Annotated in this window: 17 protein-coding genes; 16 read left to right on the forward strand and 1 reads right to left on the reverse strand. The window is 28.1% G+C overall.

Annotated elements, in window-relative coordinates:
* The 4 genes from ACTG47_RS09715 (at position 1) to ftsH (ending at position 4320) form a co-directional block, all read left to right on the forward strand.
* The gene (locus ACTG47_RS09715; protein WP_479927007.1) at positions 1-891 is read left to right on the forward strand and encodes a homoserine O-succinyltransferase; all 891 of its coding nucleotides are present in this window, start codon (positions 1-3) and stop codon (positions 889-891) included.
* A 171-nt stretch (positions 892-1062) separates the two neighbouring features.
* Complete coding sequence (locus tag ACTG47_RS09720; protein WP_479927008.1) at positions 1063-1695, forward strand: TetR/AcrR family transcriptional regulator; 633 nt, start codon at positions 1063-1065, stop codon at positions 1693-1695.
* A 332-nt stretch (positions 1696-2027) separates the two neighbouring features.
* Entirely contained in the window at positions 2028-2483 is a 456-nt protein-coding gene (locus ACTG47_RS09725) for a MarR family winged helix-turn-helix transcriptional regulator (protein ID WP_479927009.1), read from the forward strand.
* 19 nt (positions 2484-2502) lie between these two features.
* Positions 2503-4320, forward strand: coding sequence for an ATP-dependent zinc metalloprotease FtsH (gene ftsH, locus ACTG47_RS09730; protein ID WP_169466805.1), 1818 nt, complete (start codon positions 2503-2505; stop codon positions 4318-4320).
* Between the two features lie 152 nt (positions 4321-4472).
* Here ftsH and ACTG47_RS09735 read toward each other — a convergent pair whose 3' ends face one another.
* Positions 4473-5255, reverse strand: coding sequence for a MerR family transcriptional regulator (locus tag ACTG47_RS09735; protein WP_479927010.1), 783 nt, complete (start codon positions 5253-5255; stop codon positions 4473-4475).
* A 110-nt stretch (positions 5256-5365) separates the two neighbouring features.
* Here ACTG47_RS09735 and ACTG47_RS09740 point away from each other — a divergent pair, with 110 nt between their 5' ends.
* The 12 genes from ACTG47_RS09740 (at position 5366) to aroE (ending at position 19550) form a co-directional block, all read left to right on the forward strand.
* Entirely contained in the window at positions 5366-6208 is an 843-nt protein-coding gene (locus ACTG47_RS09740) for an ATP-binding cassette domain-containing protein (RefSeq protein WP_479927011.1), read from the forward strand.
* Between the two features lies 1 nt (position 6209).
* Positions 6210-6863 (forward strand): hypothetical protein, encoded by a 654-nt coding sequence (locus ACTG47_RS09745; protein WP_479927012.1) that lies wholly within the window; start codon positions 6210-6212, stop codon positions 6861-6863.
* Positions 6864-6877: 14 nt separating this feature from the next.
* Positions 6878-7549, forward strand: coding sequence for a DUF4097 family beta strand repeat-containing protein (locus ACTG47_RS09750; protein ID WP_479927013.1), 672 nt, complete (start codon positions 6878-6880; stop codon positions 7547-7549).
* Between the two features lie 274 nt (positions 7550-7823).
* Positions 7824-10526: an ATP-binding protein gene (locus ACTG47_RS09755; RefSeq protein ID WP_479927014.1), complete on the forward strand. Its 2703-nt coding sequence runs from the start codon at positions 7824-7826 to the stop codon at positions 10524-10526.
* 34 nt (positions 10527-10560) lie between these two features.
* The gene (locus ACTG47_RS09760; RefSeq protein ID WP_479927015.1) at positions 10561-11259 is read left to right on the forward strand and encodes a response regulator; all 699 of its coding nucleotides are present in this window, start codon (positions 10561-10563) and stop codon (positions 11257-11259) included.
* A gap of 349 nt (positions 11260-11608) precedes the next feature.
* Entirely contained in the window at positions 11609-12565 is a 957-nt protein-coding gene (locus ACTG47_RS09765) for a magnesium transporter CorA family protein (RefSeq protein ID WP_479927016.1), read from the forward strand.
* Between the two features lie 461 nt (positions 12566-13026).
* The gene (aroF, locus tag ACTG47_RS09770) at positions 13027-14040 is read left to right on the forward strand and encodes a 3-deoxy-7-phosphoheptulonate synthase (protein WP_169466821.1); all 1014 of its coding nucleotides are present in this window, start codon (positions 13027-13029) and stop codon (positions 14038-14040) included.
* A 21-nt stretch (positions 14041-14061) separates the two neighbouring features.
* Complete coding sequence (gene aroB, locus ACTG47_RS09775; RefSeq protein ID WP_169466823.1) at positions 14062-15126, forward strand: 3-dehydroquinate synthase; 1065 nt, start codon at positions 14062-14064, stop codon at positions 15124-15126.
* Positions 15126-16439, forward strand: a complete 1314-nt coding sequence (aroA, locus tag ACTG47_RS09780) for a 3-phosphoshikimate 1-carboxyvinyltransferase (RefSeq protein WP_479927017.1) — start codon at positions 15126-15128, stop codon at positions 16437-16439. The genes aroB and aroA overlap by 1 nt, the downstream gene beginning before the upstream one ends.
* Entirely contained in the window at positions 16417-17496 is a 1080-nt protein-coding gene (aroC, locus tag ACTG47_RS09785; protein ID WP_479927018.1) for a chorismate synthase, read from the forward strand. The genes aroA and aroC overlap by 23 nt, the downstream gene beginning before the upstream one ends.
* A 2-nt stretch (positions 17497-17498) precedes the next feature.
* The gene (pheA, locus tag ACTG47_RS09790; protein WP_479927019.1) at positions 17499-18695 is read left to right on the forward strand and encodes a prephenate dehydratase; all 1197 of its coding nucleotides are present in this window, start codon (positions 17499-17501) and stop codon (positions 18693-18695) included.
* A gap of 45 nt (positions 18696-18740) precedes the next feature.
* Positions 18741-19550: a shikimate dehydrogenase gene (gene aroE / locus ACTG47_RS09795; protein WP_479927020.1), complete on the forward strand. Its 810-nt coding sequence runs from the start codon at positions 18741-18743 to the stop codon at positions 19548-19550.
* Positions 19551-19561 lie beyond the last annotated feature (11 nt).

Below are 19561 nucleotides of genomic sequence, written 5' to 3' on the forward strand. Positions count from 1 at the left end.
ATGGCTTTAATACTACCAAAGGGATTACCTGTTATTAATAAATTATTGGATGAAGGAATAGATGTAGTTTACAAAGAAGATTTTAATAAAGAATTAAAATATGAAGAGAATATAGATACAAAGATAGCTATATTGAATCTAATGCCTATAAAGATGGATACAGAATTAGATTTACTTAGAAGAATAGATAAAACAGGATTCAATGTATCTGTAGAATTTATTAAAATCTCAACAAGAGAAAGCAAAAGAGTATGCAATGAATATGTTAAGGATTTTTATAAAACATTTGATGAAGCCAAAGAAGAGCATTTTGATGGTTTTATAATAACAGGAGCTCCAGTTGAACAAATGGAGTTTGAAGAAGTTGATTATTGGAATGAACTAGAAGAAATAATGGATTATTCTAAAAGAAAAACTAAATCTACATTATATATATGTTGGGCGGCTCAAGCAAGTCTTTACAAATACTACAATGTAAAAAAACTTCCACTAAGTCAAAAATGTTTTGGAGTATTTAAGCATAAAGTAGATAAAAATAGTAAAATAGTAGATGGTTTTGAAAAAGAATTTTTTGCTCCACACTCAAGACATACTACTGTAAATACTGAAGCTTTAAAAAAAAATAAAGAATTGAATATTGTAAGTCATTCTAAAGAAGCTGGTCCTTATATAATTACAAATTCAAGAGATGTATTTGTAATGGGTCATAGTGAATATGACAAATACACACTTGATAAGGAGTATAAGAGAGATATAGATAAGGGCGATGAAATATCTATACCTCAAAACTATTATACGAATAATGACCCTTCACAAGAGCCAACAGTCAAATGGAAAAAACATTCTGAGTTATTGTTTAGAAATTGGATAAAAAACTATCTACTACAATAAATTTGAGATGTTATATAAAAACTAATTAAATAAGATATAGAAAACTATAGGTATAGAGATAATCTTAATGATTCTTTATACCTTATTATTTTAAAAAAAATTTGACATTATAAGAGTAGTTTTATATAATAAAACCAAACCGACTGACGGTCTGTTGAAAGGAGAAAACATATGAGAATCGTAAAAGACCCTGAAGAACGTAAAGCTGAAATATTAGATACAGCTGAAATGCTTTTTTGCACTAAAGGATATTCAAAAACTACTATAAATGATATTTTAAATGAAATTGGAATTGCAAAGGGGACTTTTTATTACTACTTTAAATCAAAAGAAGAAGTAATGGATGCAATTATAACTAGAATTATAGATAATGATATAAATATGGCAAAGAAAATTGCTTTAAATCCAGAAATTCCAGTACTTGAAAAATTTTTTCAGATATTGATGTCTCAAAGACCCAGTGTTGGAAATAGTAAAGAAAAAGTAATTGAACAATTTCATTTACCAAACAATGCAGAAATGCATCAAAAGACAATAGTTAAAACTATTCTAAACTTTACACCAATCTTAGCAGAGATAGTAGAACAAGGAGCAAGAGAAGGAGTATTCAATACAAAGTATCCAAAAGAAACAATAGAGTTTTTGATTGCTTCTTCTGAGTGTATATTTGATGAGTCGATGTTTAATTGGAATAAAGATGAAATGTTACAAAAAACAGAGGCTTTTGTTTATATTATGGAAACAACCTTAGGTGCTGATAAAGGTAGTTTTGATTTTGTACATGATATGATAATAAAGAATTAAATTTTTGCACTATTTATTAATTTATATTTTGATTTTTAGTCATACTATATTTGAGATAATTAGTTGTAATGAGATTAAAAAGTGAGAAATCGGTGTAAAATATATAAATCGATTTCTCATTAAATTTTATTGAAAATATATTGTATCAAATTAAATAACAATAAGAAAAGAGATTTATAACTGAAGTTACAATATTGTAATTGACAATAGATACTTAATACTATAATATTTAATACATTAAATATTATAGTATTAAGTATTTGCTTGTGAGATACACTTAAACCTAAGGTTAATAATCAGTAAAATAAAGCATTTTCGTAGGGAGAGTTTGTATGGATGAGATAAGTTTTAAGAAAGAGTTATTGGAATTGACTAGAGATATAAATATCAAATTTGCAACTTTATTGAGCCAGTTTTATCAACCACTTGGTATTACAGCAGTGCAAGCTTTGATTTTGTCAGAACTATGTGAACATGGAGAGAAAAAAATAAGTGATTTAGGAAAAAATTTAAATATGACAAACAGTAATGTATCAGTAATATGTCAGAGACTTGAAAAAAATGGTTTTTTAAATCGTATAAGAGATATGGAAGACCAGCGAATTGTAAAAGTAAAAGTTACAAATAAATCATTAGATATACAAGAGAGTATTTCAAGCAGTATCTTTGATGATTATTTTGAAAATATGACTAGTGAAAAATTGCAGGATATGGAAGATATAATAGAAGGTCTAGAGAAGTTAAATAAGCTTTTAACTTACATTGATTGCAAACAACATAAAAAATAATTTAAAGGAGAATAAAATTATGGATGAACATAAACCACAAAAAAGGTCTGGGCTCTATTATTATACAATTATAATAATAGTAGTAATGTTTTTAAATGCTTTAATATTTCCAAGTCTAATGGATAAAAAAATGGTTGAGATTGACTATGGAAAGTTTCTTACAATGTTAGACACAGGAAAGGTCAAATCTGTTGAGATAGAAAATAATAGAATAGCAATAAGTCCATCTAGTAGTAAGGATAAGAATATATACATAACTGGTAGAATGGATGACCCAGAATTGGTAGATAGGTTAAAAAATGCAAAAGTGGAGTTTAATAAGGTTATTCCTAAGGAAAACTCACCACTTTTAAGCATTTTAGTTACATGGATAATACCTATAGGTATTCTTATGCTATTTGGTAATTTAATGATGAAATCAATGCAAAAGCGAATGGGTGGCAACAGTATGCAATTTGGAAAGAGCAATGCCAAAATGTACGTATCTGCTCAAAGTGGAAAAAGATTTGATGATGTTGCTGGTCAAGATGAGGCAAAAGAAGCTTTAAGTGAAATAGTAGATTTCTTACACAATCCAGAAAAATACAAAAAGATAGGAGCACAGATGCCTAAAGGTGCACTTTTAGTAGGACCTCCAGGAACAGGAAAAACGCTCCTTGCAAAAGCTGTAGCAGGAGAAGCAAATGTTCCATTTTTCTCAATATCTGGTTCTGAGTTTGTTGAGATGTTTGTAGGAATGGGAGCATCTAGAATACGTGATTTATTTAAACAAGCAAAAGAAAAAGCTCCATGTATAGTCTTTATAGATGAGATTGATACTATTGGTAAAAAGCGTGATAATGGAAGTGGTTTAGGTGGAAATGATGAACGTGAGCAAACTTTAAATCAATTATTAAGTGAAATGGATGGTTTTGATGGTGGAATAGGTGTAGTAATACTTGCCGCTACAAATAGACCTGATAGCCTTGATAAAGCATTACTTCGTCCAGGAAGATTTGATAGACGTATACCAGTCGAACTTCCAGACCTTGGAGGACGTGAAGCTATATTAAAGGTACATGCTCAAAATGTAAATGTAAGCTCAGATATAGATTATAATGCAGTTGCTAGGTCTACATCAGGTGCATCAGGTGCAGAACTTGCAAATATTGTTAATGAAGCAGCGCTTTTAGCTGTTAAATCTGGTAGAGATATAGTTGAACAACAGGATTTTGATGAATCTGTCGAAACTGTAATCGCTGGATATCAGCGTAAAGGAGCTGTGATTTCAGACAAGGAAAAGAAAATTATAGCATACCATGAAATAGGTCATGCACTTGTTGCTGCTATGCAAAAACATTCTGCTCCTGTCCATAAGATTACTATAATACCTAGAACTTCAGGTGCATTGGGTTATACTATGCAAGTTGCAGAAGATGAGAGCGTGCTTATGTCTAAAGAAGAAGCAATCGATAAGATAACTACCTTTACAGGCGGCCGTGCTGCTGAAGAGATTATTTTTAATAGTTGTACATCAGGTGCTTCAAATGATATAGAGCAAGCTACCAAAATTGCAAGAGCTATGGTTACTCGTCTTGGTATGAGTGAAGAATTTGATATGGTTGCTCTTGAGACAGTGAGTAATCAATATCTAGGAGGAGATACTTCTCTTGCTTGTTCTTCAGACACTGCTGCTAAAATTGATGAAGAAGTATTTAGAATAATAAAAACTTGCCACAAAAATGCAACTGAAATTTTAGAAAATAATATTGAAAAACTTCATGAACTTGCTGAATATTTATTAGAAAAAGAAACTATTACAGGTGATGAGTTTATGGAAATACTTAATTTACAATAAAATAATTATTTAATGATTAGGATAAAATCCTTTTAGATTTACTAAAAAGTGGTATAGCACTTATAAATGTTATACCACTTTTTTATATGGAAAAATCTTATTTTATATAATTAGTTCTTATTATATATTTTACAAGGTTTGAATAAGTTATTTTAATTTAGCAATATCTGTATCTGATAATTCCATTGTAAAATTCCAGTTACAGATATTATGTGTACAATTACATTTGGATATATATTCGATTCTATTTTTAGCTTATGTAGCAATTCTCTTAAGACTGTATCTTTATTTTCTTCTGTACAGTTTGCACATAAGTAATTCCCTTCTGGTAATATAGTTAATTCTTCTATAGAGGGATACTTTAAACAAATAGCAAATAACCTAGATTTCTCTGGAGTTGTAATAATACCTGCCATATCCTCAAATAAGAATTGTGATTCTAATGATGTATCAAGTTGATTATAGAAATGTTCATGATAGTTCCATAAATTTTTTAATGATGCATGTTCCATGCTATTGGAAACAAGAATAACTCTTTTGGGAATATGCATTACAAAAAAATCATCTTTTTTAGTGTCAATATTATTTAGCTTGTTTTCATAATCTGTGTAAGCACGTTTAATTTTTTCTTTTGCATATTGGAGATAAGCTATTTTCTTATTTGCATTTTCTTCAGCTTGTTTTAGAGCTTCAATAACTTTATGTAGGTTATCAAGTTGTAATATATCTCCAATTTCTTTTAATGTAAAATCCATTGCTTTAAGTAATTCTATAGTTTGTAATTTTACAAGTTCTTGTTCAGAATAGTATCTATAACCAGATGATTCATCTCTGTAACAAGGTTTTACAATACCAATACGGTCATAGTGACGTAGTGTTTCACTAGTCATACCTACAATTTCTGCAGCTTGCTTAATCGAAAAGTAATTTTTCATTCATTCACCTCTTGACCTTTTTGCAACACAAAAGTTTATAATACATTATATCATCTGTTGACATAAGTCACAATGGTATAAGAAATAAAGATTAGAGAGGATAACAAGTTATGATAGAATTAAAAAAAGTAACGAAGAAATACAAAGAAACAGTTGTTTTAAGAGATTTTACATGTAAAATTCAAGCAAATGGAATATATTGCTTGCTGGGAAGAAATGGTGCTGGAAAAACCACACTTTTAAAATCTATTGCAGGTTATCAGAATATTTCTAGTGGAAGTATTTATGTAAATAGAGGTTTTATTAGTACTGCAACAATGGATACTAGTGTCAGTTATATTGACAACTTTGCAAAACATTTTAATCTTCCTGTAAAAAAACTTATCCAAATAGCAGGAGAATTAAATCCTTCTTTTGACAATCAATTTGCAATTGAAATGATGGAACGATTTGAATTGGATGGAAGTAAAAAGTTCAATAAGCTTTCATTGGGAATGAAAACTATGGTTTCTACTATTATTTGCCTTTCAAGTAATAAACCAGTAATTCTTTTAGATGAACCAGTACTTGGTTTTGATGCAATTATGCGTACAGAATTTTACTCTTTATTAACAGAAAGTTTTTCTCGGAAACCAAGAATTATCATTGTTTCTACTCATATAATAGATGAAATTGCAAAAGTTATGCAAAAGTTGATTATTATTGATAAGGGCTCATTATGTTTTTTTGATACATTACAAGCTATTAAGGATAAAGCATATAGCGTAAGTGGACCAAAACAAGAAGTAGAAGAAGTTACTAAAGATTTAAATATAATTGGATATGAACAAGTTGGAGGTTTTTTGACAAGACATATTTTTGATTTAGCTATTAATTCTAATAGTCTTAATATAGAAAAAATGTCTCTCCAAGATTTTTTTATTCATATGGTTGGAAGAAAGGAGGTAATTTAATATGAAGCCAGTTTTAACAATTGTAAAACGTAATTTTGCAAGTAGTTTTGTTGGATTTATTATTACAATTTTAGTAGTGCTATTATCCAGTACATCTAGTGATGCAAAAATAGCTATAAGTCGTGGAAATTATACTTATATTTATATATTAATAATTCCATTTTTTATTGTATATTTTAATTTCAGCAAGCTGATATATTTAAATGCAACTAAAAAATATTACTTTTGGGGAAGTTTTATAACATATATTATTACTGCTTTATTGGTATCTTTGATAAATACTTTCATCCACCTTGTAATAGACCCTATTAATCAAACTCAAACGGTAATAAATTTATTAGAATTATGTGGTTGGTGGCAAAATGGGACATTTATTGCTTTTTTTCAGCAATTTATCTTCCTATTGTTAGTGTCTATATTTTTACATTTATTATTGTCCATGCAAGCTTATTGGTATGGATGGCTAACAGATATTGTTCTTATAGCTATCATATGTACATTTATTCCTATACAACCTTTGCGTAGTATATTAGCAGACTTTTTTAAGCTTATTATGTTCAATAGCAATCCATTGTTACATATTGGAATCTGTTCAATAGGTAGTTTCCTATTAGCATATCTTTGCTTGAGTGTATTGAAGAAGAAAGCTATTTAACAAGGAGATTACAAATGATAAAAAACTTTAAAAAATTATTTAGTCTTTTAAGTATATTAATTGTATTATCAAATACTTTAGTGGGATGTTCTTCTACAGATATTACTTATGAGAAAAAGAGATACTCTATGTTAGATATAGATAATATAGAAGTTGACATAAAAGATAGAAAAATTGAGGTTTTTCCATCCTCAGATAAACAAATTCATATTTCTTATTATGAGAGTGAAAAAGAATATTATATGATTGATTTATCTGAAAAAAATAGATTGTCAATTAAATATATCACTAATAAGGACTGGAGTGATTATATAGGTGGAAAAACTTCAATAGAAAATAGCACAATAAAAATGTGGATACCCAATGAATCTTTAGAAAATCTAAACCTAAAAACATCTAATGGAGATATAGAAATATCACAATTATCATTTTTAAGTTCAGTAGATATAAAGGTTAACAATGGAAATATTGAATTAAAAGAGCTTGATGCAAGAAACTCTATAGAACTTGAAACGAAAAATGGTAATATAGGTGGAACGCTAACGGGTTCTTATGATGATTTTTTTATATCAAACTATATAAAAAAGGGAAAAAGTAATTTGCCTAATGATAAACATAATGGTTCAAAGAAACTTACAACTTATACAAATAATGGAGACATCCTTTTGAGCTTTATTAGCAATTAAAACTAAACATATTAAAATAAAACGCTAAATAAAGCAAAACACATACCATTCATTTGAAGTGTTTTGCTTTATTTTTTATGTATAAAATCCGAATCATGTATATGAAACCCCTAAAGTTATTTGCTAATTGTATTTATTAAGTATTTTAATTGTTTAGTTAATAGTACATATTTAAATCTTTACATAATCTTAATCATTAAAAATACATTTTAACTACAATTTTATACCAAAATTGATAATATAATAATAATGAAAGGTGTAAGGAGGTTGTTTAATGGACAGACCAAATCCTGATATACTGTTAGAAAAAATTAAAAATGAAGAAAATAAATTGAATAGAGGTCAATTAAAAATATTTTTTGGTTATGCAGCAGGAGTAGGAAAGACTTATTCTATGTTGGAATCTGCACAAAACTTGAAGAAAGTAGGTGTAGATGTAGTAGTTGGATATATTGAACCGCACACAAGACCAGAGACATTAGCTTTACTTGAGGGATTAGAAATTCTTCCTGTGAAGGAGATGGAATATAAATCTATAAAACTAAAAGAATTTGATTTAGATACTGCTTTGGTAAGAAAGCCAGAAGTTATATTGGTAGATGAGTTTGCTCATTCTAATGTTACTGGGTTGAGGCACACAAAAAGATGGCAGGATATAGAAGAATTATTGTTAGCAGGTATAAATGTATATACTACTGTAAATGTTCAACACTTAGAAAGTCTAAATGACATTGTTGAAATAATTACAAATGTATCAGTTAAAGAAACTATACCAGATAAGTTCTTAGATACAAATACACAATTGGAACTTATAGATGTTGAACCTGATGTACTTCTTGAAAGATTCAATGAGGGTAAGATATATAAGAAAGAACAAGCAATTAGAGCAAAAGATAATTTTTTTATAAAAGACAATTTAGTTGCACTTAGGGAGATTGCCCTTAGAAAGACAGCAGAAAGAGTAAATAAAGAAGTTCAGATGACTAGACTGTCAAAAGGTGATGTAAGTGTAATACCTACATCAGATACGTTACTTGCATGTATAAGCCCATCTCCATCTTCTGCAAAAGTTATTAGAACTGCATCTAGAATGTCAGATAGCACATTTGCAAAATGGATAGCTTTATATGTTGAAACTCCAAACACGGCAAGGTTATCTCTACAAGAGCAAAAACAATTACAAAACAATTTAAAACTTGCCAAGAAATTAGGTGGTGAAATAATTGTTTTACATGGTGAAGATGTAATTGAACAGATACTTAGGATTGCAAAGCTTAGAAATGTAACAAAAATTGTAATAGGTAGAAATCATTCAAATAATAAAAAGTTTAATAAAAAATTTAAAAAAGATATAGTTGACAAATTAATTGACGAAGTGGATTATATAGATATACATATAATCCCCTATAAATTTTCTTCAGAAGTTAAATATAAGCCTAGAAAAGATAAACTATCAATAAAATCAAAATTTAAAATTAGTAAGATTGATTTTATCAAACTTATGATTGTTACCCTAATGGTAAGTATCTTAGCATATGTAGTGCAAAGTCTGGGATTTATAAGAGAAAATATACTTTTAATATATATGTTAGGAGTAGTCTTAGTTTCAATGTGGACTAAGGGATATAGTACAGGTATAATAAGCTCTGTATTAAATATAATATTATTAAATTATTTTTTTACAGCACCAATATACACATTATCAATAGCTAATTCAAATTATATAGTTACATTAGTTGTATTTTCAATAGTTGGTATAATAACTAGTACACTTACATCTAAGGTACAACATGAAGCAGAAACAGCTGCTAAGAGAGAAGAAAATACAAAAATGATATACCAAATAATAAAGGGCTTTTTAAGGTTATCAAATAAAGATGATATAGTAAATAAGGGGATAGAACTTTTGTCTCTTAGCCTAAGTAGAGATGTAGTTTGTTATTTAAGTGTAGATAAGTATAAAAAATCAAAGTTATATAAAAAAAATACTTCTAATAAAGATAAAAATGATTTAGATAGTGATGATGAAAAAGCTGTTGCAAGTTGGGTTTTATCCAATTCAACCGTGGCAGGTAGTGATACAGATACGCTTCCAGGCTCAAAGGGGTATTATATACCAATTGTAGGTATGAATTTAACTTTGGGAGTTGTTGGAGTATCATGTGTTGATTCAAAGTTAGATGCAGAAGACATAAATTTAATTGAAACAATAATCGCTCAAATGGCAATAGCTCTTGATAGAGAAATCTTGTCAGAAGCAAAAGAAAATACCAATCTTGAAATAGAGAGAGAAAGGTTAAGAAGTAATCTTCTAAGAGCAGTTTCTCACGACCTTAGAACTCCATTAGCAGGAATATCTGGAGCAGTAAGTACGATTATAAAAAATAAGGGTACTATAGGTCAAGATATAGTAGATGAATTACTTAGTGGTGTGTATGAAGATACTCAATGGTTAATAAGGCTTGTTGAAAATTTACTTAGTATGACTAAAATAGATGAAGGAAAATTAGAAGTCAAAAAACACTCTGAACTTGTTGAAGAGGTTATTTCAGAAGCATTGCAAAAAATAAAAAAAAGAATTGAGAATGCTATTATAGATATTAATATACCAGAACAGATACTATTTGTTCCTATGGATGCAAAATTGATAGAGCAAGTTTTAATTAATTTAATAGATAATTCTTTAAAATATTCAAAAGAAGATTGTAAGATAAATATAAATGTGTATGAAGAAGAAGATTATGTTTGGTTTGAAGTATCTGACAATGGTCCTGGTATATCAAAAGAATTGAAAAAGCATGTTTTTGATAGATTTTTTACAGGAGAAGAAGGCTCTAAGGATTCTAGAAAAGGTGTTGGACTTGGGTTATCAATTTGTAAGTCAATAATTCAAGCTCATAAAGGTGAAATTATGGTAGAAAATAATAGAGATAAAGGTTCAACTTTTAAGTTTAGTTTGCCTAAGGAAAATGAATAGTATTAAATTTTGAAATTTATTTTTGGAGGAAGAAATGAGTAAAAAACTTATATTATTAGTAGAGGATGATAAGACAATAAGAAAATTTATATCTACAGCTCTTTTGACACAAGATTATGATGTCAAAGAAGCTATAACTGGTAAAGAAGGAATATCGATTGCTGTTTCATATTCTCCAGATGTTGTTCTCTTAGATTTAGGGTTAGAAGATATGGATGGAATAGAGGTGATAAAAGCTATTAGACAATTTTCAAAGATACCAATAATTGTAGTTTCTGCAAGAGAGCAGGATAGAGAAAAGGTAGAAGTATTTGATGCAGGAGCGGATGATTATTTAACAAAACCATTTTCGATAGTAGAACTATTGGCTAGAGTTAGAGTAGCATTTAGACATTCACAGATGGAATTGCACCAAAAAGAAGAAATTAAATCTACTTTTGAAGTAGATAAATTATTTATTGATTTTGATAAAAGAAGAGTTATAGTTGACGATAATGAAGTCCATTTGACACCAATTGAATATAATATTCTTTCTTTACTTGCAAAACATCATGGAAAAGTACTTACTCATAATTTTATAATAAAAGAAATATGGGGTAGTATTATTGGAAATGAAACTAAGTCTTTAAGGGTTTTTATGGCAACATTAAGAAGAAAAATAGAAAAGCAACCTGCTGACCCAAGGTATATAATTACAGAGGTTGGTGTAGGATATAGATTAAATGATGAATAGATGTTATGTATACTGATTATTAGATTGGATATTTAATGTATATTATAATTATATAATTTAGTTAAAATAAGAATGAAGTGTATGTGCGTCAGTTTAGCATATACATTTTATTTTTTAGTTTTTTAGTATCAATAATTTTTTAGTATTAATAATATGAAATATGATTTAAAATAAATACAAGGGACAATTCATATTAAATATTTTGATTAAATAATAAAAATATTTAACACTTGTCTTATAATAAATTTAATATAAATATTAAATAATAATTATTAAAATAGTGTAAAATAATTACAATAATGTTTATAGAAAATATTTGAAAAGCAAATAGAAGTTTAGGAGTAGATGTATGTATATACTGAATTTAAATACAAGAGAAATTATTGAAGACTTTAGTGAAAAATTTTATACAGCAGAAAATTCTTATCTTATACTAAGTTCTCCAAAAAATTTAAAATTGCTGAAAGAAATCTTAGATATAGATGAGATAACCTTTAATGATTGTCTTAAATTTGATGAAATAACAAAACTTGATTTATTTGATAATTACGATTTTTTGAGTTTAAATACATTTGAATTAAGGGATGGAGAGGCTGCTATAGAAGAAGTAAATATGTATTTATCAGATAATTTTATATTGGTTGTAGTAAATGAGCAACATTTTTTATTTGAATTTGTAAAAAGTATTATTTTTAAAAATTCTCAACTTGAAAAAAATCCAGTTATAAACTTATTTAAAATAAACTATTTGATTTTTAGAGAAGTTATAAAAAATGGCTTTGAATCTTTGGAAAAAGTTGAAGAGCTAATTCTTCAAATAGAAGATGAGATGATGGATAATATTCATAAAAATCATGTATCTAGAATAAGTGATGTAAGAGGACTAACAAGGACTATAGTTAAGAATACAAGACCTCTTTTATATATTGGTGACAGAATAGTAAAAGAAAATATAAGGTATTTGAAGTATTCCAATGTAAAAAAATATAATCTTGAAAATTTTCAAGGTATAGATTTTGGCATTGATAAATTATATAATTTTGCATTATCAACGCGAGAATTAGCAGATAAACTCTTAGATATCTACTCTTCTAGAGTAGGTGAGAGAACAAACCATTTAATTACAAAATTAACTTTACTAACGGCTATATCTGCACCACTTACAATTATAACTGGTATATATGGAATGAACTTTAGATATATGCCAGAATTAAATTGGGTCTATGGATATCCAGCAACTTTACTCTTTATGTTATGTATAATTTTTGTTGGAATTGTAATATTTAAAATAAAAAAACTATTGTAAAGAGCAGATGATTTTTAAATGATTTTGTAAAAATACAACAATTAAGAAGCTAATTTAAGAAAATAAAAAAATATTTTAAATTGAAAATATTTATAGAAAATATTGACAATTATATTTTCTTTGCTATAATTATTAAACAAGAAGAATAATAAATTATAAAAATGGAGGAGAATACTATGAAAGGGATATTAAAAGAACTAACAGCAAAACTTTATAGCTTTTATTACTTTATGTTCTGGGGCTTTTATTTTAGCGCTGGCTATTTCTTTTACAAAAATACATGTAGTTCCTTTCTGGTGAGGCCTTGTTTTAATGATTTTGAGCATAAGTAAATTTTATAAAAATGATTATTTTATATACTCATATAAAATTTAATGCTTAATAGATTATTTTAGAGAACTCATTAGTGAGTTCTCTTTTTTATTTTAAATATAAAATTATAATATTGGGAGGTAGTAAAAATGATAGTAGTATTAAAAATGGGAGCAGATAAAAGTGAAGTTAAGAAGTTAATAGAAGCCATTGGAAGAGAAGGAGTAGAAGTTAATCCCATAGATGGGACAGAACTAACTGTGTTAGGATTAGTTGGAGATACTAGTAAAATAGATGCAAAAAGAATCGAAGCAAATAAAATAGTTGAAAAAGTTATGCATGTAGTAGAGCCTTTTAAAAAGGCAAACAGAAAGTTTCATCCAGAACCTTCTATAATAAATGTTAATGGGATAGAAATTGGTTCAAAAAAAATTGCTATGATAGCTGGTCCTTGTTCTGTTGAAACAGAAGAACAAATAGTATCTATTGCTGAAGATGTAAAAAAATCAGGAGCAGGGTTCTTGAGAGGAGGAGCATTCAAACCAAGAACATCACCATACGCTTTCCAAGGATTAAGATACGATGGGCTAGACTTATTAAAGAAAGCAAAAGAAAAAACAGGTCTTCCTATAGTTACAGAAATAATGTCAACACAAGATATAGAGATATTCGAAGAAAATGTAGATGTAATTCAAGTTGGAGCTAGAAACATGCAAAACTTCGATTTATTAAAAGAATTAGGAAAAACACATAAAACAATACTTTTAAAAAGAGGATTATCTGCTACAATTGAAGAGTGGTTAATGTCAGCTGAGTATATAATGGCTGGAGGAAATGAAAATGTAGTACTTTGTGAAAGAGGTATAAGAACTTTTGAAACATATACGAGAAATACTTTAGATTTGAGTGCAATTTTGGCTGTAAAGAAGCTTAGTCATTTACCAGTAATAGTTGACCCAAGTCATGCAGCAGGGAAATCATGGATGGTAGATTCTCTATCTAAAGCAGCAATTGCAGTTGGAGCAGATGGTCTTATAATAGAAGTTCATAATGACCCAGCACATGCACTTTGCGATGGGAAACAATCAATTAAACCAAATGAATATGAAGAATTAATAAGTGAATTAAAAACTGTCGCATTAGCAGTTGGAAGAGAAATATAATCTATAAAAGGATGGTTAAATGTGGAAGAAAAATTATTAGTAGATTTAAAAGAGAATAGCTATAATATATTTATTAAAAAAAATATATTAAAAGATATAGGTAAAGAAATAAAAAAAATATATTCTGGAAATAAGATTTTTATTGTAACTGATGAAAATATATCAAAACTATATTTAAATGAAGTAAAAAATAATTTAAATGAATCTGGCTTTGAAACAAAAGCTATAATATTAAAAGCTGGAGAAGAAACAAAGTCATTTAATACTCTTCCTAAAATATATGATAGCCTACTTGACTTTAAGTTAACTAGAAAAGATTTGATTATTACTTTAGGAGGAGGGGTAATAGGAGATTTAGGTGGATTTGTAGCAGCAACTTTTTTAAGAGGTGTAAATTTTGTTCAAATTCCAACATCTCTATTAGCACAAGTTGATAGTTCTGTAGGTGGAAAAGTTGGAGTTGACCTTGAAAGAGGAAAAAACTTGGTAGGAAGTTTTTATCAGCCTAAAGCTGTATTTATTGACCCAAATGTATTGTTGTCACTTCCAGAAAAATTTTATAGAGATGGTATGGCAGAAGTTATAAAATATGGATGTATAAAAGACAAAACTTTTTTCGATAAGCTTTTAAGTCTAAAAAATAGAGAAGAAGTAATGCAACATATAGAATACATTATACATAAGTGTTGCCTTATTAAAAAAACAGTAGTTGAAGCGGATGAAAGAGATTTTGGAGATAGAATGCTTCTAAACTTTGGGCATACATTAGGTCATGCTATTGAGACATATTACAATTTTTCTGGGTATACTCATGGTGAAGCTGTTGGTATAGGTATGTATAAGATAACTTTAGAAAGTGAAAAAAGAGGAATTACAAAGATAGGTACATCAGAGCTTATAAAATCAATTTTAATAAATTATGATTTACCTTATGAAATTGATTTAAGAGATAACAAGTCTATAATAGATGCAATATCTCTTGATAAAAAGAATCTAGGTGATACATTAAAAATAATACTTTTAAAGAACATTGGAGAGAGTATTATATATAATACTACTTCTAAATTTTTTCAGGAGGTAAAATGATGGGAAGTTTAAAAATATATCCAAGTAGATTGTCTGGAGATGTAAAAATCCCACCATCAAAAAGCATGGCACATAGGGCTGTTATTTGTTCATCTTTAAGTGATGGAAAAAGTAGAATTTCTAATATAGATTTTTCTGATGATATTATAGCTACTATAAGGGCAATGACATCACTTGGAGCTATTATAGAAAAGAAGGAAGACATTTTAGAAGTTACAGGTATTTTTTCTAAAGAAGCAATTTTAAATAAAGAAAACCAGCTAAATCAATCTAAATTGACAATAGATTGCAATGAATCAGGTTCCACTTTAAGATTTCTAGTACCTATATCACTAGCATTTGATGGAATAAAAAGATTTGTAGGTAGGGGAAATCTTGGTAAAAGACCACTTGATACTTATTATGAGATTTTTGATAGACAAAATATAGAATATAGCTATAAAGAAAATCAACTGGATTTAGTCATATCAGGAAAACTTAAGCCAGATGAATTTAAAGTAAAAGGGAATATAAGCTCTCAGTTTATAACAGGTTTATTGTTTATTTTACCTACATTAGACAATGATTCAAAAATATTAATTACAACTGAGCTAGAATCTAAAGGATACTTAGATTTAACTCTTTCAACTATGAAAGATTTTGGAATAGAGATTGTAAATAATGATTATAAAGAGTTTATTATAAAAGGAAATCAAACATATAAAGCTAGAGATTATAAGGTTGAAGGTGACTATTCTCAAGGTGCATTTTATTTATCAGCAGATGCTATTGGAGGCGATATTAATATACTAGACCTTAAAGAAGATTCTCTTCAAGGTGATAGTGAAGTTATTGATATTCTATCTAGAATGGGTATGGATATTTTAAGAGAAGATGAAAAAATAAAAGGCATAGTTAATTGCTTAAATAGTACTTTAATAGATGCATCTCAGTGTCCAGATATAATACCAGTTTTATCTGTAGTAGCTGCTTTAAGTAGAGGAAGAACTACAATAATGAATGCTGGAAGGCTTAGAATCAAAGAATGTGATAGACTTCATGCAATAAGTGTCGAGTTAAGTAAACTTGGAGCAAATATAGAAGAAAAAGAGGATAGTTTAATAATTGATGGAGTAAGTAAGCTAAATGGTGGAGTAGAAGTATGGAGTCATAAAGACCATAGAATTGCAATGACACTTGCAATAGCTTCTTGTAGATGTGACAAACCAATAGTATTAAAAGATTTTGAGTGTGTATCTAAATCTTATCCACATTTTTTTAAAGATTTTGAGATGTTAGGAGGGCGAATTGATGAGTGGAATATGGGGAAATAATTTAAAAATATCCATTTTTGGAGAATCTCATGGAAATGCCATAGGTATAAATATAGATGGTCTTCCTTCTGGAATTGAACTTGACCTTGATAAGATTGACAAAGAAATGAAGAGAAGGGCACCTGGGAAAAATTCTATCTCTACTTCAAGAAATGAAAGTGATATACCAGAAATTTTAAGTGGTTACTTTGATGGGAGAACTACAGGAACTCCACTATGTGCAATAATAAGAAATAGTGATACTCGTTCAAAAGATTATGGAGAACTTAAAAATTTAATGAGACCAGGACATGCAGATTATACAGGGTATGTAAGATATTCTGGGTTTAATGACTACAGGGGAGGAGGTCATTTTTCAGGGAGGATAACAGCTCCATTAGTATTTTGTGGAGCTATATGTAAACAGATTCTATCGCAAAAAGGAATAGAGATAGGAGCACATATAAAAAGAATTAAAGATATAGAAGATATGAGTTTTGATTATGTAAATATCTCAAAACAACAATTAATAAATTTACAAACTTTAGAGTTGCCTTTAATTGATTTATCAAAGGAAAAAGTTATGAGGGATACTATTATAGATGCAAAGAATCAAGGAGATTCAGTTGGCGGGATAGTTGAATGTGCAGTAGTGGGAACTAATGTAGGCATTGGGAATCCATTTTTTGACTCTGTTGAATCTACTCTATCACATTTATTGTTTTCTGTTCCATCTATAAAAGGTGTAGAGTTTGGTTTAGGTTTTGGACTTACAGATATGTATGGTTCTCAAAGTAATGATGAAATGTACTATGAAGGTAATCAAGTTAAGAGTAAGACAAATAATAATGGAGGAATTATTGGAGGTATTACAACTGGAATGCCAATAATTTTCAAAGTGGCAGTAAAGCCAACACCATCAATTAGCATTCAACAGAACACAATTAATATAAAAGACAAAAAAGATGATATTTTATCTATTAAAGGTAGACATGACCCTTGTATAGTTCAAAGAGCAGTACCTGTGATAGAAGCAGTAACAGCTATTGGAATTTTTGATTTGATGAAAGGACGATAATAATGGAGGATTTAACAAGATATAGAAATGAAATTGACGACATAGACAAAGAGCTTATTCAATTATTTGAAAAGAGAATGAATACAGTTCTTGAGATTGCTAAACATAAAATGAAAAATAATGCTACTATATTTCAAAAAGATAGAGAAGAAAAGGTACTAAGTAAAGCTGTAGATAATTTGGATAATAAAGCATATTCTCAAGAAACAATACAATTTTTTAATTCTATAATGGAAATTAGTAGAGGATTACAAAAAAGACTAATGGATAATGATAGAAAAGAAAAATTTGAGTGTAGTTTAAATTCATCAAATGAGAAATTTGATTTGTCAAATATCGATAAATATAAAAGTTTAAAATATGAAATTAATAAAAAAAATATCCTAGTAGGGTTTCCTGGAATATCAGGTTCATTCACAGAAGAAGCACTAAACAAATTCTTTAACAAAAAAATATCTAAAAAACAATTTAAAGAATTCGAAGATGTTTTTATAGCACTTAAGAACAAAGAAATAAATTATGGAATAATACCTATAGAAAATTCATCTACAGGAGCTATTTCTGAAACTTACGACCTTTTAAGAAAATATGGTTTTTATATAGTTGGAGAAGAATGTATAAAAATAGACCAAAATTTAATTGGAATAGAAGGTACAAAAATTGAAGACATTAGAGAAATATACTCTCATCCACAAGGGATAGGACAAAGTAGTGAATTTTTAAAACAGAATAGCGATTGGAAATTGATACCATTTAATAACACAGCAACAAGTGCTGAGCTTGTAAAAAAACTTCAAGATAAAACAAAAGCAGCAATTGCGAGTAAAAAAGCAGCAAATATTTATGGATTAGAAATAATAAGCCCTTGTATAAATGACATTGCGAATAATTACACCAGATTTGTGGTAATTAGTAATCAGATACACATTGATGAAGGGTCAAATAAGATGAGCATAGTATTTTCTGTTGAACATGAAGCAGGAAAACTATATAAAGTACTTGGATACTTTGCTGAAAATAATATAAATATGACAAAAATAGAATCAAGACCTATGAAGAATGCTTCATGGAGATATTTCTTTTATATAGATTTTGAATGTTCTATATATAATCCAAAAGTGTATAATTTATTAGAATTGATAGAACATAATACAGCATATTTTAAATTTATAGGTGTATATAAAAATAAAATTGAATAGGAAATAGAATTCTTTATTTAATTGTAATTATTAGGAGGTGCAAAGATGAATTTTTTTGGTCTAGTAGGTGAAAAACTTTCTCATAGTGTTTCACCTCAAATCCATAAGCGAATATTTGAGATATTAAATATTGAAAGTGCGTATAAAAATTTTGAAATATCAAAAGAAGAAATATCAAAGTTAGATAGTGCTATAAAATTATTAGGAATACAAGGAGTAAATGTTACTGTTCCATATAAGGAACGTATTATGAAATATTTAGATTTCATATCACCAGAAGCAAAACGCATAGGGGCAGTTAATACAATTTTACTTAAAGAAAATATATTATATGGCTATAATACAGATTACTTTGGTCTCGATAGTATGTTTAAAATGGCTAATATTGGTGTACAGGGAAAAGTAGCTGTTATATTAGGAACTGGTGGTGCTTCTAAAGCTGCTCTTACATATCTTCTTGATTCTGGAGTAGATAAAGTTTATGTTTCAACTAGAAAAAAAGATAATAAAAAATTATTAAATGATAAAGCTATATTAATAGACTATGAAGAACTTAAGTATATAAAAGGAAATATAATGTTAAATGCTACACCAGTAGGTATGTATCCTAATGTAGGAATATCCCCAGTGCCAAAATCAATTATACAAAATTTTGAGACCTTAGTTGATTTAATTTATAATCCTGGAGAAACAGAATTTTTGAAAATTGGTAATAATATGGGTAAGAAAACTTGTGATGGTTTATATATGTTAGTAGGTCAAGCAATAAAATCTCAGGAAATTTGGCAAGATAGAAAAATAGATAATGATATTTTAGATGTTATATATAATGAATTAAAATTAGAGTTTTTGTAGGGGGAATTATT

This window comes from Clostridioides sp. LIBA-6622 (assembly GCF_056716095.1).

What these genes read in the sequence shown, in the direction of transcription:
- ACTG47_RS09765 (WP_479927016.1), top strand. Translation starts at nt 11,609, where the DNA reads ATGTATATACTGAATTTAAATACAAGAGAAATTATTGAAGACTTTAGT.
- pheA (WP_479927019.1), top strand. Translation starts at nt 17,499, where the DNA reads ATGGAGGATTTAACAAGATATAGAAATGAAATTGACGACATAGACAAA.
- ACTG47_RS09720 (WP_479927008.1), top strand. Translation starts at nt 1,063, where the DNA reads ATGAGAATCGTAAAAGACCCTGAAGAACGTAAAGCTGAAATATTAGAT.
- ACTG47_RS09760 (WP_479927015.1), top strand. Translation starts at nt 10,561, where the DNA reads ATGAGTAAAAAACTTATATTATTAGTAGAGGATGATAAGACAATAAGA.
- ACTG47_RS09745 (WP_479927012.1), top strand. Translation starts at nt 6,210, where the DNA reads ATGAAGCCAGTTTTAACAATTGTAAAACGTAATTTTGCAAGTAGTTTT.
- ACTG47_RS09740 (WP_479927011.1), top strand. Translation starts at nt 5,366, where the DNA reads ATGATAGAATTAAAAAAAGTAACGAAGAAATACAAAGAAACAGTTGTT.
- ftsH (WP_169466805.1), top strand. Translation starts at nt 2,503, where the DNA reads ATGGATGAACATAAACCACAAAAAAGGTCTGGGCTCTATTATTATACA.
- ACTG47_RS09715 (WP_479927007.1), top strand. Translation starts at nt 1, where the DNA reads ATGGCTTTAATACTACCAAAGGGATTACCTGTTATTAATAAATTATTG.
- aroF (WP_169466821.1), top strand. Translation starts at nt 13,027, where the DNA reads ATGATAGTAGTATTAAAAATGGGAGCAGATAAAAGTGAAGTTAAGAAG.
- aroA (WP_479927017.1), top strand. Translation starts at nt 15,126, where the DNA reads ATGGGAAGTTTAAAAATATATCCAAGTAGATTGTCTGGAGATGTAAAA.
- aroC (WP_479927018.1), top strand. Translation starts at nt 16,417, where the DNA reads ATGAGTGGAATATGGGGAAATAATTTAAAAATATCCATTTTTGGAGAA.
- ACTG47_RS09725 (WP_479927009.1), top strand. Translation starts at nt 2,028, where the DNA reads ATGGATGAGATAAGTTTTAAGAAAGAGTTATTGGAATTGACTAGAGAT.
- ACTG47_RS09735 (WP_479927010.1), bottom strand. Translation starts at nt 5,255, where the DNA reads ATGAAAAATTACTTTTCGATTAAGCAAGCTGCAGAAATTGTAGGTATG.
- ACTG47_RS09755 (WP_479927014.1), top strand. Translation starts at nt 7,824, where the DNA reads ATGGACAGACCAAATCCTGATATACTGTTAGAAAAAATTAAAAATGAA.
- aroE (WP_479927020.1), top strand. Translation starts at nt 18,741, where the DNA reads ATGAATTTTTTTGGTCTAGTAGGTGAAAAACTTTCTCATAGTGTTTCA.
- ACTG47_RS09750 (WP_479927013.1), top strand. Translation starts at nt 6,878, where the DNA reads ATGATAAAAAACTTTAAAAAATTATTTAGTCTTTTAAGTATATTAATT.